This is a genomic window from Nocardioides hwasunensis, assembly GCF_014779665.1.
Lineage (GTDB): Bacteria > Actinomycetota > Actinomycetes > Propionibacteriales > Nocardioidaceae > Nocardioides > Nocardioides hwasunensis.
Genome location: NZ_JACXYY010000004.1, coordinates 530,158 through 545,418, shown reverse-complemented (window position 1 = coordinate 545,418; position 15,261 = coordinate 530,158). Strand labels below are relative to the sequence as shown.

Here is a 15,261-nt window from a genome sequence, read left to right as displayed (position 1 = left end):
TGATGACCAGGCGGGCTTTCGACACCTCGGCAGCATCGGGGCAGGTGTATGCACACCCGCCCAGTTCAGTCCGGGATGTCTTGAGAGATCAGTCCGGTATGTCCTGAAGGAACACACCCTCAGCTCCACCAGCACGTCGAAGAACCCGCAGGTCCTGTGACCTGCAAGTTGCTTCTTTCCTGACGCCGGATCCCGGCGTGTCGGGGTCGGGCACCTTCCGCGAGACGAGGGCGTGCGTCGAGCGAGTGGTGCAGACCGGTCCAGTGTTTCCGGATATTCTCTGCTCGGCGCTCATCGCTCGACACGAGCCGCCGATCACGACGAGAAAGACGCGGACTGCTCGTGGACATCCATTCTTTTTCAGGCGATCGATCGCCCGGCATCGTCGCGCCGTTCCGCTACGACGTTGCCGATGACCGGTGGGAGTGGTCGGACCACCTCTACGAGCTCCACGGCTACACGCCACGCGAGATCCCAGCCACGACCAGCGCGCTGATGCACCACAAGCACCCCGACGACCGTGATCGAGCTGCCGGTGTGTTCGCGGCGGTGATCCGCGACGGCGGGACCTACAGCTGCTACCACCGCATCGTGGACCGGAACCGGAAGGTCCTCTCCGTGGTCAGCGTCGGCAAGGCGCTCCTCGAGCCGCACGGTCGGGCAGTCGAGATCCAGGGGTACTACATCGACCTGACGCAGGTCCGTCGTGATGAGACGCAGGCCGACGTGGAGCAGGCCCTGATCAAGAAAGCGATGACCGCCCCGGTCATCGAGCAAGCCAAGGGCATGATCATGCTGGTCGAAGGCTGCACCGCCGACGAGGCGTTCGAGCGGCTGCGGGTGTGCTCGCAGCTCGCCAACCGCAAGGTCGCCGACATTGCTCAGACACTGGTCGCGTCCGCCGACCAGAGCGCCGTCAACGGCGACATGGTGTCCGAGACCCTGGAGCGACTCGTCCGAGCGTCTCGCGCAGGTGGGGACGCCAGCACGAGGCAACGCACGTCCGTCTGACGACAAGCCCCTCGGCTGCTGCTGCTGGCTCACGTGCTGATGATGTCCGGGTTCTGCAGCTGACTCCTGAGGCTTTGCAGCCCGGTCCTGATCCGCGTCTTGGTCGTGCCCACAGGAGTCTGCATCAGCTCCGACACGGTGGCGTACGTGTGTCCGTCCAGGTAGGCCAGCTCCAGCGCCTGCCGCTGCGGCGCGGGTAGCAGAGCCAGTGCCTGGCGCACCATCAGCGCGTCGAGATGCGCTGCGGCCAGCTCGGACGTCGAGTCGTGGGACGTCGCCCGTCCATGACCACGGTGCCACGTCGTGTCCTGGCGCTGGAGAGAGCTGAGGGACCGGACCCGGTCCACGGCCCGGTGGTGGGCCATTGTCAGCATCCAGGTCTGGGCCGACCCGCGATGAGGGTCGAATCTGGCTGACGTGCGCCAGATCTCGATGAACACGTCCTGGGTGACCTCTTCGGCGTGATGGTGGTCGCGCACCACGCGCAGGATCAACCCGAACACCCGGCTGGACATGAGGTCGTACAGCTCGGCGAACGCTTCCTGGTCTCCGGTTGCTGCCTGGCGGAGCCGTCGGGCGACAGGGTCCTCGGTGCGTTGTGGGGAGGGGGTTCGTCGTGCGGCAGGGGGCATGGCATTGCTCCGTCGAGTCATGACTCGCGGTCAAGGCCCATTGCTTGAGACTTGATCTCGCAAGGCTAGCGCTCCTGGGCCCCACGCACCCGCGTAATGGACCTTCAGGTCACCCCTGCGGGCTTTCGTGTCCTGGTCAGCACTCAGCACGTGAGGCCGCGAACGCTCCAGGCATGGTCGTCCCAGGACTCGCCAGCGCGGCGCAGTGGTCAGGCCCGGCGTCCAGCGAGGTGACCCGCCAACGTGCACGGACCACGGCCGAGGGGTCGAGGCCGTCCGCGATGCCGACACCCTCGGCCTTGAGCATCGCCTCCAGACGGGTCCACACGACGTGGAAGGCACGGGTGGGGTCCTCCGCGCCACGGACGTTCGCGGCGTCGGCAGCACCGAGGTGGTCGCGGACGAGCTGGTCCAGGTCAGGCAGTGGGCGCACCCGCTCGACGTCCACTCCCACCGGCCGGTCGCCGATGGCGACGGCGACGAGGCCGTCGGTGCGGGAGACGCTGACGTGGCCGTGCTCCGCCTGAGGTGGCCGGCCTGGCCGCCGCGTGATCCGGCCGGCGCCCAGCTCGCGGAGCAGGTCGTACGGCGGGGTGCCCGCGGGCGCGAGCCGGACGGCGACCCCGGGGGCGGCGTGAGCCGCGATCATCCGCGCGTCAGCCTCCGGTAGCGCATCAGCACCAGGGGCATGAACACCGCCAGCACCACCAGCGACGACAGCACGGCGTACAGGGTGGGGTGCTGCAGCGACCACGTGTCCGGCTGGGGCAGGTTGGCCGGGGTCGGGTTGCCGAGCAGGTCGCGCACCGAGGTGGCGACGGCGGAGACGGGGTTCCAGGCGGCGAACTCGCGCAGCGGCGTCGGCATGTTCTCGGCCGACACGAACGCGGTGGAGATCAGCGAGAACGGGAAGAGCCAGATCAGGCCGGCACTCTGAGCGACCTCGACCGTGCGGGCGAAGACCCCGACGGTCGCGCCGACCCAGGACATGGCGAACCCGAACAGCACCAGCACCCCGAATGCAAGCACCATGTCGGCGAACGAGCCCTCGACGCGCCAGCCGACGAGCAGGCCGCACAGCGCGGTCACCACGAGGGTGGCGACGCCGACGACCATGTCCGAGGTGGTGCGTCCCAGGATCACCGCCAGCGGCGACATGGGCAGGGACCGGAAGCGCTCGACGATGCCCTTCTGCAGGTCGTTGGCCAGGCCGACCGTGGTGAAGGAGGCATTGAAGACCATGCTCTGGGCGAAGATGCCCGCCATCAGGAACCGTCGGTAGTCCTCGCCACCGAGGCTGCCGCCGAACACGAACGCGAACAGCACCACGAACATGATCGGCTGCACCAGGCCGGTGGTGATGCGGCCGGGGATGCGTGCCACGTGGCGCATGTTGCGGCCGGTGAGCACGTAGCCGTTGCGGAGCGTCTCGGCGCCGGCGGCGAGGAACGTCGCCTCGGACTTCACGCCGGAGCGGGTCTCGGCGGGGGTGGCGCTCATGCGGTGCCTCCTTCCTTCGGTGTCCCGGCGTCGTGTCCGGTCAGCGCCAGGAACACGTCGTCGAGCGAGCTGCGGTGCAGGCCGAGATCGAGGAGCTCGACCTCGTCGCGGGAGAGGTGGGCGAGCACGTCGGCCATCACCTCGGGACCGCGGTCGGTCGCGACGGTGACGCGTCCGGTGCGGCGGTCGGCAGTCGGTGTGCCGGTGCCCACCGACGCGAGGGCACGGGCGGCTGCGTCGAGCCCGGAGTCGTGGCGGACCCGCAGCGCCAGGGTCGCGCCCTGAACCTGCTCCTTGAGCTCCTCGGCGCTGCCGCGCGCGATGACGGCACCGCGGTCGATCACGGTGATGAGGTCGGCGAGACGATCCGCCTCCTCGAGGTACTGCGTGGTGAGCAGCACCGCGACCCCGTCGACCAGGAGATCCTCGATGACGCCCCACATGTCGAGACGGCTGCGGGGATCGAGTCCGGTGGTCGGCTCGTCGAGCACGACGACCTGGGGTCGGGCCACCAGGGCGCCGGCCAGGTCGAGGCGGCGCCGCATGCCTCCGGAGTACAGCCCGGATCGACGCCCGGCCACGTCGGCAAGCCGGAAGCGCTCCAGGAGCTCGTCGGCACGGTCGGCCGCCCGACGGCGGGACATGCCGTAGAGACGGCCGAGCAGGTGCAGGTTCTCGAAACCCGTCAAGTGCTCGTCGACGGCGGCGTACTGGCCAGAGAGGCCGAGCGCGCCACGGGCGGCACGGCTGTGTGCGACGACGTCGTGGCCGGCGATCTCCGCGTGCCCCTCGTCGGCGCGCAGCAGCCCGCAGACGATCCGTACGGTCGTGGTCTTCCCCGCCCCGTTGGGCCCGAGCAGGGCGTGGACGGACCCCGGAGCGACCTCGAGGTCGACGCCGTCGAGGACCTGCTGGTCCCCGAAGCGCTTCCTCAGGCCGGTGGCTCGCAGCGCTGGTCGGACAGTGGCGGTCAGCGGCTCAGCCACCGACCGCGACCCCCAGCGTGGTGGGGTCGGTCCAGTTGTCCTCGATCCACGCCATCGCGTCACCCCGGGTCGCATCCTCGAGCGTGGCGCTCCAGCCCTGCGGCACGTCGACGAACTCGGGCCACAGCGAGTGCTGCCCCTTGTCGTTGACGAGCACGCGGTAGCGGGCCTCGGTGTCCTCGAACGGGTTGGTCATCTCGCTTCTCCTCGGGTGGGGTGTGCGGGGATGCGGCGACGGGTTCCCCGTGCCTCACTCGTGGTTCGGAACCGAGACGTCATCGGTGTGCTCCTCGCAGGGTGGCATCGATCACAGGACCGACATCGGCCAGCGCCTCGGCGTCGAACAGGTCGAAGTGCGCGTGAGCCACGGGATGCTCGGTGGGGCGGGACCCGAGATAAGGCGTCCACTGCTCAGCCAGTGCTGGCCCGTCCGGCCCGGGTGCGGCGACCACGATGGTGGTCGGTACGTCGATGCGTGGCGGCTCCCCGGCCGACCTCAGGGCGTCGCCGACCGCGGCGACACCACGAGCCAGCCGCGCCGTGGCATCGGCATCCAACACGTCGAGCAGTGCGTCGGCGGAGTCACCCTGCACCTCCCGGTAGGCCTGGGCGGCAGCGGCGGTGTCACGGGGATCCACCGGGACCGGCACTGCGTGGGGGTAGGAGTCCAGCAGCACCAGGTGCTCCACCTCCTCGCCCTCGTCCAACAGCCGCGCCGCCACCCGGTGCGCGAGGACACCTCCGAGCGACCAGCCCAGCAGCGCGTACGGGCCGTGGGGGCGGACGCGGCGCAGTGCCGCGACGTAGCCGTCCACCAGCTCCTCGACGTCGTCCGGCACCGGCTCGTCGGCGGTGAGGCCGGGAGCCTGCAGCCCGAGCAGGGGCCGGTCGGCGACGTACGGCACCAGTCCGGCGTACGGCCAGGCCAGCCCCGAGATCGGGTGGATGGCGACCAGAGGGGTCTGCTCACCGTTGGCGCGCAGCGTCAGCAGTCGGTCGAGTCCCGAGTCTTCGGGGGTCTCGCCGTCGAGCCGTGCCGCCAGCCCGGCGACAGTGGGCGTCTCGAACAGCGCGCGCACCGCCAGCTCCTCGCCGGTCGCACTGCGGATCCGCGAGACCAGCCTGGTGGCGAGCAGCGAGTGTCCCCCGAGGGCGAAGAAGCTGTCGTCGATGCCGACCTCATCGGTGCCGAGGACCTCGGCGAAGAGCGCCGCGAGCACGCGCTCGCGCGGCGTCCTGGGCGGGGTCCCGCCACCGGCGCCGACCGTCTCCGGCTCTGGCAGAGCGCGACGGTCGAGCTTGCCGTGGGCGGTGAGCGGGAGCTCGTCGAGCACCGCCATCGCGGTGGGCAGCATGTAGTCGGGCAGACGTGCCGCAGCCGCGGTGCGCACGACGTCCACGTCGAGATCGATGTCGGCCTCCGGCACCAGGTACGACGCCAGCGCCGCGGCGCCGGAGCCGTCGGTGACGGCGACGGTGGCCGCCCGGGCGACGCCGTCGACGGCGGCGAGGACCGCGTCGATCTCGCCGGGCTCGACGCGGAAACCGCGCACCTTGACCTGCTCGTCGACCCGCCCGACGAAGTCGAGAGCGCCGTCGGCGGTCCAGCGGGCCCGGTCGCCGGTCCGGTACATCCGGGATCCGGGCGGACCGTAGGGGTCGGCGACGAACCTCTCGGCCGTCTGGCCAGCCTGGTCGAGATAGCTCCGCGCCAGCCCGTCGCCGGCGAGGTAGAGCTCGCCGTGCACGCCGGGTGCGACGGGTGCCAGGCGGTCGTCGAGCACCAGGGCGCGGGTGCCGGCCACCGGGGAGCCGATGACGGGGTGCTCGGTCGCGGACAGGTCGGCCACGACGGCGTCGACGGTCGACTCGGTGGGGCCGTAGAGGTTGACCGCGCGCCCGGGGCGTGCCGTGAGGTCGCGCCACAGGTCGTCCCCGACGGCCTCCCCGCCCAGCGCGGTGACCGCGAGGTCGGGCAGGCCCAGGCGCAGCAGCTCGGCGACGTAGGACGGGGTGGTCTCCAGCACGTCGATCCCGCGCTCCGTCACGAGCGCGACCAAGGCTTCCGGGTCGACCCGGGTGTCGTCGCCCACGAGGTGCAGCTCGTGGCCGGCGAGCAGCCACAGCACCGGGTCCCACGAGGCGTCGAACGTGACCGCCGTCGTGTGCGCGACCCGGAGTCGTCGGCCTGCTGCTTCCGCGGCGGGCCCGAAGAGTGCCTCGCGGTGGTGCGCCAGCAGCGCGGCCAGCGAGCGGTGCTCGACGACGACGCCCTTCGGCTCCCCGGTCGAGCCGGAGGTGAACAACACGTAGGCCGCATCGCCGGGGCGCGGTCCGGACGGGAGGACGGTCGTCTGGGGCAGCTCGGGCACCGCGTCGGTGCCCGTCAGCAGTGAGTCGAGGTCGTCGGCGTCCAGCACCACTGCCGGCGAGGCGGCCCGGGTGATGGCCTCGACGCGGCCGGCGGGCTGCGCCGGGTCGATCGGGAGGTACGTCGCCCCCGAGCGCAAGATGCCGAGCAGGCCGATGATGCTGCCCACCGACCGGGGCACCGCCAGGCCGACGACGTCACCGCGCCCGATGCCTCGGCGGGCCAGCAGCCCGGCGAGCCGGTCGGCCAGCTCGGCGACCTCGGCGTAGGTCAGCGTCTCGGTGCCGTCCTCTCCGGCGGCGACGAGAGCCACCTCGTCGGGGTGTGTCTCGACCGTTCGCGCCCAGGTGTCGAGCACGGTCGTCTCCGTCGAACGCGCAGAGTCCTTCGCGGCCTCGACGACCTCCCCTGTGTCGGGAAGCACGGCGGCCCGCTCGGCGTCGGTCAGCAGCGGCACGGCGGTCAGCGGCGTCGACGGAGCGGCAAGCCAGCGGTCGAGCAGCCGGACCCACCGGTCAGCGAGGGCGCGGGCCGACTGCTCGTCATACAGGTCGACGGCGTACTCGAGCACGGCGCCGATCCCCGACGGTGCGCCGTCGTGGTGGTGCTCGGCGACGGAGAACGACAGGTCGAACTTCGCGGAGCCCGCGACGACGGGAAGGACCTCGGAGTCCAGGCCGGTGAGGCCCAGGTCTCCCGAGGTCGTGGCGTCGGCGGTGAGCATGACCTGGAAGAGCGGGTGGCGCGAGAGCGACCGCTCCGGTGCCAGCGCCTCGACGAGCCGCTCGAACGGCAGGTCGGCGTGGGCGAACGCGTCGAGATCGGTACGCCGGACCCGGTCCAGCAGCTCGGGCAGCGTCGGGTCGCCCGCAGTGTCGGTGCGCAGGACGAGGGTGTTGACGAAGAAGCCGACGAGCTCGTCGAGCGCCTCGTCGTCACGTCCGGCGACCGGGGTGCCGAGCGGCACGTCCTGCCCGCCGCCCTGCCGGGTCAGCAGCGCCGCCAGCGTCGCGTGCAGCAGCATGAACGGGCTGGCGTCGTGATGGCGCGCGAAGTCGACCAGGCGTTGGTGCAGGTCGGCGTCCAGTGCGAACCGGACCTCACCGCCCTCGTTGCTGCCCGCTACGGGGCGGGGACGGTCGGTGGGCAGGCCGAGCTCGGCGGGCAGGCCCGCGAGCTGCTCGGACCACCAGCCGAGCTGGGTGGCCAGCTCGCTGGTCTCGTCGTCGGCCTCGCCCAGGACCTCGCGCTGCCACAGGGCGTGGTCGGCGTACTGGATCGCCAGCGGTTCGCGCTGCGAAACGCTGCCCCCGCGTCGGGCGTCGTAGGCCTCGGCGAGGTCGCGACCCAATGGGCCCAGCGACCAGCCATCTGCTGCGACGTGGTGGACGACCAGGAGCAGCACGTGATCCTCGCTGGAGAGCGTCAGCAGGGAGGCGCGCAGGGGCCGGTCGAGGGCGAGGTCGAACGGCTTCTCGGCCCGGCGTCGCAGGGCGTCGGCGAGGTCGGCCTCGGTGACGGTGAGCCGTTCGAGGACGAGGTCGACGTCGTCGTGCACCTGCTGGTGGGGCTCCCCGTCGGTCTCGGGGAGCGTGGTCCGCAGGACCTCGTGCCGGGAGACGACGTCCCGGAGGGCAGCCTCGAGGGCCTCGTCGTCGAGGTCGCCGCGGAGCCGCACGGCGAGCGGGATGTGGTACGCCGCACTGCTGTCCTCGAGCCGGTTGAGGAACCACAGCCGATGCTGCGCCCACGACAGCGGCATAAGTGCGGGCCGTTCGGCCGCGGTCAGCGCGCGTCGGGCGCTCCCGGCCTCCGGCAGGCGCGTGGCGAGCTGCTCGACGCTGGGGGACTCGAACAGCGCGCGGACTCCGAGCTCGATGTCGAGCTCGGAGCGGATTCGGCTGACGAGACGGGTGGCGAGCAGCGAGTGACCGCCGAGGTCGAAGAAGCCGGCGTCGACCGGAGCCGGCCCGTCGAGGCCCAGCACCTCTCCGTAGATGCGTGCGAGGATGCGCTCCGCGTCGGTCCTCGCCTCCCGGCCGGTGGCGGAGGCAGCGACGTCGGCGCTGGGCAGCGCGTCGCGGTCGAGCTTGCCGTTCGGGGTGAGCGGCAGCGCCTCGAGCGTCGCCCACGCGACAGGAACCATGTAGTCGGGCAGCGCCAGCGCCGCGCCGTCCCGTACGGCGTCCAGATCGACGTCGGCGCCGGGGGTCGGAACCAGCCAGGCCGCGAGGCGGCCGGCACCGGAGGCGTCGGTGTGCACGGCCACCGCGGCTGCGGCGACGTCGGTCTGCTCGGCCAGCACGGACTCGATCTCGCCGAGCTCGACGCGGAACCCGCGGACCTTCACCTGGTCGTCGACCCGGCCGATGAACTCCAGGACCCCGTCGCGGGTGCGCCGGGCCAGGTCGCCGGTGCGGTACATCCGGGTGCCCGGAGCCCCGTAGGGGTCGGCGACGAAGCGCTCCGCGGTCTGCCCCGGCCGGCCGGCGTACCCGCGAGCGAGGGCGACACCGGAGAGGTAGAGCTCGCCGGGGACGCCGGCTGGGACGGGCCGCAGTGCGGCGTCGAGCACCTGGGCCGCGACGCCGTCGACGGGCAGACCGAGCACGGGGGTCTCGTGGTCGGCCAGATCGGCGACGACGGTGTCGACGCAGGCCTCGGTGGGCCCGTAGAGGTTGACGGACCGGATCGTGGGGTGGGCTCGCAGCTCGCTCCACAGCGAGCCACCTACGGCTTCGCCGCCCAGCAGCACCAGGCTCAGGCCGGTGTCGCCGAGACCCTCGGCGAGCAAGGCCTGCACGTAGGACGGGGTGGTCTCCAGCGCGTCGATGCCGGCCTCACGCACCAGCGCGACCAGTGCCTCGGGGTCGCGGCGCGTGTCGTCGTCGACCAGGTGAAGCTCGTGGCCGGAGACGAGCCACAGGATGGGGTCCCAGGCGGCATCGAAGGACACCGCGGTGGTGTGGGCCATCCGGACCCGACGGTCGAGTCGTGCGGCCGTCGGCTCGTGCAGCTGTTGGCGCTGGTGGGCGTGGAGGTTGCCCAGCGCGCCGTGATCGACCAGCACGCCCTTGGGGCGCCCGGTGGAGCCGGAGGTGTAGGTCAGGTAGGCGGGATCCTCGGGAGCCGGGACCGGCAGCGACAGGTCGGTGGCTCCGTCCAGCAGTCGCCGGGTGGCGTCGTCGTCGAGCAGCAGGGTCGGGGTGCCGTCGGGCAGGCGGTCGGTCGAGGCGCGGTCGGTGAGGATCGTCGACGGTGCCGCATCAGTGACGATGTGATCGATGCGGGTGCGCGGGTACTCGAGGTCGATGGGGAGGTAGACCGCGCCTGCGCGCAGCACGGCGAGCAGTGCCACGACCAGGTCGGCGCCGCGGGGCAGGGCGACGCCGATCCGCTGACCGGTGTACCCGCCGTCGAGGAGCAACGCGGCCAGTCGGGCCGAGCGGTCATCGAGCTCGGCAAACGTCAGCCGCTCCTCCCCGGCGCGCAGTGCGACGTCGTCGGTTCGCGCGGCGACGGTGGCGCCGAACGCCTCCACCACGGTGCCGCGGCGAGCGAGCTCGCGACGGTCGGTGGCCTCGAGGACGTCCCGTCGCTCGGCATCGTCGAGCAGCGCGGCGTCGCCGATGCGGGCACCCGGGTCGGTCACGACGGCAGCCAGAAGACGCTGGAGGCGGGCCACCAGGTCACGCACCGTGACCGCGTCGAAGAGCGCGGGGTCGTAGTCGACCGCCCCGGCGATGGTGGTGCGTCCGTCCGCACGCTCGACCTCGCCGAGGTCGACCGATAGGTCGAACTTCGCGCCCGCAGGACCGGCCGCGGCGTCGACCGTGACGTCGAGCCCCGGCAGCGCGAGCTCGGCTGCCGCGTTGTTCTGGAAGGCGAGCATGACCTGGAACAGCGGGTGCCGGGTCAGGGAGCGCTCGGGGGCGATCTCCTCGACCACCCGCTCGAAGGGGACGTCCTGGTGGGCGTAGGCATCCAGGGCGGTGCTCTTCACACGCTCGACGAGCTCGTCGAAGCTCGGGTCCCCGGACAGGTCGTTGCGCAGCACGAGGGTGTTGACGAAGAAGCCGACCAGGGAGTCGAGGGCCTCGTCGGTGCGACCGGCGACCGGCACACCGATCGCGACGTCGTCGCCGGCACCGAGGCGTCCGAGCAGGGCGGCCAGCGCAGCCTCGACGACCATGAACAGGCTGACGTCGTGGGCGCGTGCGACGTCCACGAGTGCGTCGCGGAGGTCGGGGTCGAGCTCGATCTCGACACGGGCGTCCGCGGCCGGTTCGGCGGCGTCCCCCTCGACGCGCTCTCGCGGCCGGGCCCGGTCGCGGGGTAGGTCGATCTCGGTGGGGAGCCCGGACAGCCGTCCCGTCCAGTGGTCGAGCTGACGCCTGATCTCGCTGTCCGGGTCGTCCTCGTCGCCGAGCAGCTCGCGCTGCCACAGCGTGTAGTCGGCGTACTGGACCGGGAGCGGTGACCAGTCCGGGGGGATGCCGTCGGTGACCTGGGTGCCGTAGGCGACGGCGAGGTCGGTGGCCAGGGGGCCGAGGGACCAGCCGTCCCCGGCGATGTGGTGGACCACCATCGAGAGCACGTGCTCGTTCTCGCCGACCCGCAGCAGGCGGACCCGGAGGGGCAGCTCGCTTGTGAGCTCGAACCCGCGACCGGTCTCGCGTCGCAGCACGTCTGCCAGCGAGCCGGGTCCCTCGGCGGGGGCGTCGGTGAGATCGTCGATCGTCATGGTGAGGTCGACCTCGTCCGCGACGGCGATCACCTGGCGCGGCTCGCCGTCGACCTCGGGGAAGGTGGTCCGCAGGGTCTCGTGGCGCGCGACGACGTCGTGGACGGCGCGCTCCAGCGCGTCGGTGTCGATCTCGCCGGTCAGCCGCAGCACGGCCGGGATGTTGTACGCCGCGCTCGCGGGCTCCATCCGGTTGAGGAACCACAGGCGGCGCTGGGCGAAGGACAGCGGCAGCCCGTCGGGACGTGCCATCGGGCGCAGGTCGGCGCGGCTCTCGGCCGCTCCGGCCAGCTCTCCGGCGAGTCCGGCAACGGTCGGGTGGTCGAAGAGCGCCCGGATCGGGAGCTCAGCGCCGGCAGCGCTGCGGATGCGGCTGACCAGACGGGTCGCGAGGAGCGAGTGTCCGCCGAGGTCGAAGAAGTCGTCGTCGACGCCGACGCGCGGAAGTCCGAGGGTCTCCGCGAAGAGCCCGGCCAGCAGCTGTTCCTGAGGGGTCTGGGGCTCGCGGCCCGCGCCGGCCGTGGTCTCCTCGCCGGTGGGGGACGGCAGCGCGTTACGGTCGAGCTTGCCGTTGGAGGTCAGCGGCATCTCGGGCAGCACGACGTAGAGCGCCGGCACCATGTACGCCGGCACGGCGGCGGCGACGGTCTCCCGCAGGTCTGCCGGGGTCAGCGTCTCGGGGTCACCGGCAACGTAGGCGACGAGCTGCTGCACGCCGTCGCTCTCGCGGACGATCACCGCAGCGGCGCTGACGTCGTCCCGCTCTCCGAGCCGGGCCTCGATCTCGCCGAGCTCGACGCGGAAGCCGCGGACCTTGACCTGGTCGTCGACACGCTCGACGAACTCCAGCACGCCGTCGGCGCGCCAGCGGGCGACGTCGCCCGTGCGGTACATGCGGTCGCCGGGTCCTCCGAAGGGGTCGGCGACGAAGCGCTCCGCCGTCAGGCCGGGCTGGTCGAGGTAGGAGCGAGCGAGACCGGCGCCGGCGAGGTAGAGCTCTCCTGCTGCCCCGACCGGCTTCATCTGCAGGCCCGGGTCGAGGACGTAGGCGCGCGTGTTGGCGACGGGTCGCCCGATGACCGGGGAGTCGTGCGGCTCGATGCGGGTGGTGACCACGTCGACGGTGGACTCGGCCGGACCGAACAGGTTGTAGGCGAGCAGGTCCTCGCGGGAGGCCAGGACGTCCCACAGCTCGTGCCCGACGGCCTCGCCGCCGAGGGCGACCACGCGGATCGAGTCGCCGGCGCTCCCCAGGAGCCCGGAGGCCACCAGCTGCTCCATGTAGGTGGGGGTGGTCTCCACGAAGTCGATCTCGTGGGTCACCAGGAAGTCCACCAGCGCCTCGGGGTCGGCCATCGTCCGCTCGTCGACCAGGTGCAGCTCGTGGCCGCCGATCAGCCAGAGGATCGGGTCCCAGCCGGCGTCGAAGGACACAGGGGTGACGTGCGCGACCCGGAGCGGACGACCGCCGACGGCGGCGCGGGCGGGGGCGAACATCTCGGAGCTGTGGGAGGCGAACAGGTTCACCAACGACCGGTGCTGGACCACGATGCCCTTGGGGCGACCGGTGGAGCCTGACGTGTAGACCACGTACGCCGGGTCGTCGGCGCTGATGTGTGCGCCGCGATCCTCGTCGGTCACGGGTGCGTTGGATCGGCCGAGGACGTCGGCGACGACGTCGGGGTCGTCGAGGACCAGAAGGGTGGCGCCCTCGGGGATCTCGGGCAGCTGGTCGGCCACGGAGAGGTCGGTGACGACCACGCGGGGATCGACGGCGGCGAGCATCTGGGCGATGCGCTCGGCCGGGTAGTCCGGGTCGACCGGCATCACGACGGCGCCCGACTTGTGGGCCGCGGCGAGACTGATCGCGAACTGCGAGCGCCGAGGAAGCGCGACCGCGACCGCGGCACCGGGCCCGGCGCCGTGCGCCATCAGCTCCCGGGCCAGGCGGTTCGCGCGGCGGTCGAGCTCGTTGAAGGTCGCGGTGGAGTCGGTGGCGACCAGCGCCGTGGCGTCGGGGGTACGCCGGACCTGGGACTCGAAGAAGTCGAGCACCGTGCGGTGGAGGACGTCGACCGAGGTGCCGTGGGTGGCACTGTCGATGATGTCGCGGTCGACGTCCGAGGCGACCCGGATCGCGCCGACGGTGGAGTCGTGGTCGCGGGCGACCGCCTCCAGGGTGACCAGGAACCGCTCGAGGTGGTTCTCGAGCTCGGTCGTGTCGTACAGATCGGGGTTGACGTCGACGTCTATCCGCAGGCCCTGGCCGTCGGGGGCGCGGGAGACGACGACTGACATGTCGTCGACCGGTCCGACCGACAGGTTGTGCAGCGTGCCGGCGTGGCCGCCGAAGTCGAGGGTGCCCTCGATCGGGAGGATGTTGATGGTCGGGCCGACCAGCCGGGCGTCGCGGCCGAGGCCGAGGTCGGCGCGGATGTCCTCGGGGCGGTAGCGCTGGTGCTTGAGCAGGGCCCGGACCCGCTTCGAGACCTGGGCGGCGAGCTCGGTGATCGGGGTGTCCGGACGGATGTCGAGGCGCAGCGGAACGATGTTGGACACCATTCCCGGTACGGCCTTCGAGACCTTGCTCCGGCGGCCCGTGACCGGCAGCCCGAGCACGACGTCCCGCTCGCCGGTGAAGCGGTGGAGGTACGCCGCGAACGCCGCGATGAGCAGCGAGGATCGGGAGACCTTCATGGCCTTCGCGGCCGCGGAGAGGGCCTCGGTGACCTCAGAGGGCACGTCGCGCGTGCGGCGGGTGAGCCGGTCCGGGAGTCCTCGCGGCGGATCGGCCAGGAGCGTGGGGGAGGGGAGGTCGCTGAGCAGCGCAGACCAGAACTCGCTGTCTTCGGCGCGGTCCGAGGCGCGGTAGTCACGGTCGTCGGCGACGAGCTCGGCCAACGGACCGGTGAACGGCTCGTCCGGCTCGACGCCGTTGAGGAGCGCGTTGTAGACGACGTTGACGCGCAGCATCCCGAGCGTGGCGCCGTACCCGTCGAGGACGAGGTGGTGGATGCGCTGGTAGCAGAAGGTGCGGTCCTCTGCCACGCGCAGCAGCGCGACGGTCATCAGTGGCGGCGTGGCGAGATCGACAGGCGAGCGCAGGTCGGCGTCCATCCACTCCCGCGCGGCGCCCTCCGGGTCGTCGTCGCCGGTAAGGTCGATCTCCTGCAGCTCCCACTCGACGCTGTCGGCGACGAGCTGGAACGGGCCTTCGGCGTCCTCGCCGAACGTGGCGTGCAGAGCGTCGATCTCGTCGACGGTCATGTCCCAGGCACGGCGGTAGGCGACCGGGTCGATGGGGCCGGGCACGTCGAGGTAGTGCGCGATGTTGAGGACGACGTTGTCGGGGTCGAGCTGCTGGGCGTACCAGAGGCCGCGCTGCGCGGCGGTGAGCTCGAGCCGGACTGCGCCGGGATCGCCGGGGGCGCTCAACGGCCGATCCGGACGTTCAGCCCGGCGATGTCCAGGGTGGTGCTCCACGGCACCTGGACGGCCTCGGACTGCTGGTGCAGCACACCCACCTGCTGCTGGCTCTGTCCGCCACTCTGCTGCTGGGCGACACCGGCCTGCTGCTGGCCGCCCGTGCCGCTCTGCTCCTGGCCGACACCCGTCTGCTGCTGGTCGACTCCGCCGACCTGCTGCTGCAGCACACCGGTCTGCTGCTGGCCACCGGCGGAGTCCTGCTGCTGGGCACCGAGCAGCTGCGACTGCGTACGGCCACTGCCGTCGGACTGCTGCGACACGATCCCGGCCTGCTGCTGACCTGCGGAGGAGCTCTGCTGGGCGCCCACCAGCTGGGACTGCTGTCGATCGGCGGACTGCGAGGTCGACAGGACGCCGACCTGCTGGCTCCCGGACGCGTCCTGCTGCTGGAGACCGACGAGCTGCGACTGCTGGTCGGCGGCCTGCGCGACGCCGGCACTGGCGACGACGAGGGCCGTGCTTGCCAGGGAGGTGATCAGGACAGGTCGTGTGAGTGACATGGCGTCGAGACAACCAGCCGGTCAGCCCGGA

Annotated in this window: 8 protein-coding genes; 1 reads left to right on the top strand and 7 read right to left on the bottom strand. The window is 71.9% G+C overall.

The genetic code is table 11. The features are described 5' to 3' along the window. Positions 1-342: 342 nt before the first annotated feature. Entirely contained in the window at positions 343-1,011 is a 669-nt protein-coding gene (locus IEZ25_RS12485; protein WP_191199737.1) for a PAS and ANTAR domain-containing protein, read from the top strand. A gap of 29 nt (positions 1,012-1,040) precedes the next feature. Here IEZ25_RS12485 and IEZ25_RS12480 read toward each other — a convergent pair whose 3' ends face one another. The 7 genes from IEZ25_RS12480 to IEZ25_RS12450 all read right to left on the bottom strand — a co-directional run bounded on the left by IEZ25_RS12480 (position 1,041) and on the right by IEZ25_RS12450 (position 15,230). After that, positions 1,041-1,643, bottom strand: a complete 603-nt coding sequence (locus tag IEZ25_RS12480; RefSeq protein WP_191199736.1) for a sigma-70 family RNA polymerase sigma factor — start codon at positions 1,641-1,643, stop codon at positions 1,041-1,043. 136 nt (positions 1,644-1,779) lie between these two features. Continuing rightward, positions 1,780-2,292, bottom strand: a complete 513-nt coding sequence (locus IEZ25_RS12475) for a 4'-phosphopantetheinyl transferase family protein (RefSeq protein WP_191199735.1) — start codon at positions 2,290-2,292, stop codon at positions 1,780-1,782. Next, positions 2,289-3,143, bottom strand: coding sequence for an ABC transporter permease (locus IEZ25_RS12470; protein ID WP_191199734.1), 855 nt, complete (start codon positions 3,141-3,143; stop codon positions 2,289-2,291). The genes IEZ25_RS12475 and IEZ25_RS12470 overlap by 4 nt, the downstream gene beginning before the upstream one ends. Further along, positions 3,140-4,129, bottom strand: coding sequence for an ATP-binding cassette domain-containing protein (locus IEZ25_RS12465; protein ID WP_318152199.1), 990 nt, complete (start codon positions 4,127-4,129; stop codon positions 3,140-3,142). Before IEZ25_RS12465 ends, IEZ25_RS12470 begins: the two co-directional genes overlap by 4 nt. Beyond that, a complete protein-coding gene (locus tag IEZ25_RS12460) occupies positions 4,122-4,325 on the bottom strand; it encodes an MbtH family protein (protein ID WP_191199732.1) in 204 nt (67 codons plus the stop codon). The genes IEZ25_RS12465 and IEZ25_RS12460 overlap by 8 nt, the downstream gene beginning before the upstream one ends. 79 nt (positions 4,326-4,404) lie before the next feature. Then, on the bottom strand, positions 4,405-14,679 hold the full coding sequence (locus IEZ25_RS12455; protein ID WP_191199731.1) for a non-ribosomal peptide synthetase: 10,275 nt from the start codon (positions 14,677-14,679) through the stop codon (positions 4,405-4,407). Continuing rightward, on the bottom strand, positions 14,676-15,230 hold the full coding sequence (locus tag IEZ25_RS12450; RefSeq protein WP_191199730.1) for a hypothetical protein: 555 nt from the start codon (positions 15,228-15,230) through the stop codon (positions 14,676-14,678). The genes IEZ25_RS12455 and IEZ25_RS12450 overlap by 4 nt, the downstream gene beginning before the upstream one ends. Between the last annotated feature and the right edge of the window lie 31 nt (positions 15,231-15,261).

Coding starts and splice junctions, on each gene's coding strand:
- IEZ25_RS12480 (WP_191199736.1), bottom strand. CDS start 1,643: ATGCCCCCTGCCGCACGACGAACCCCCTCCCCACAACGCACCGAGGAC.
- IEZ25_RS12475 (WP_191199735.1), bottom strand. CDS start 2,292: ATGATCGCGGCTCACGCCGCCCCCGGGGTCGCCGTCCGGCTCGCGCCC.
- IEZ25_RS12470 (WP_191199734.1), bottom strand. CDS start 3,143: ATGAGCGCCACCCCCGCCGAGACCCGCTCCGGCGTGAAGTCCGAGGCG.
- IEZ25_RS12460 (WP_191199732.1), bottom strand. CDS start 4,325: ATGACCAACCCGTTCGAGGACACCGAGGCCCGCTACCGCGTGCTCGTC.
- IEZ25_RS12450 (WP_191199730.1), bottom strand. CDS start 15,230: ATGTCACTCACACGACCTGTCCTGATCACCTCCCTGGCAAGCACGGCC.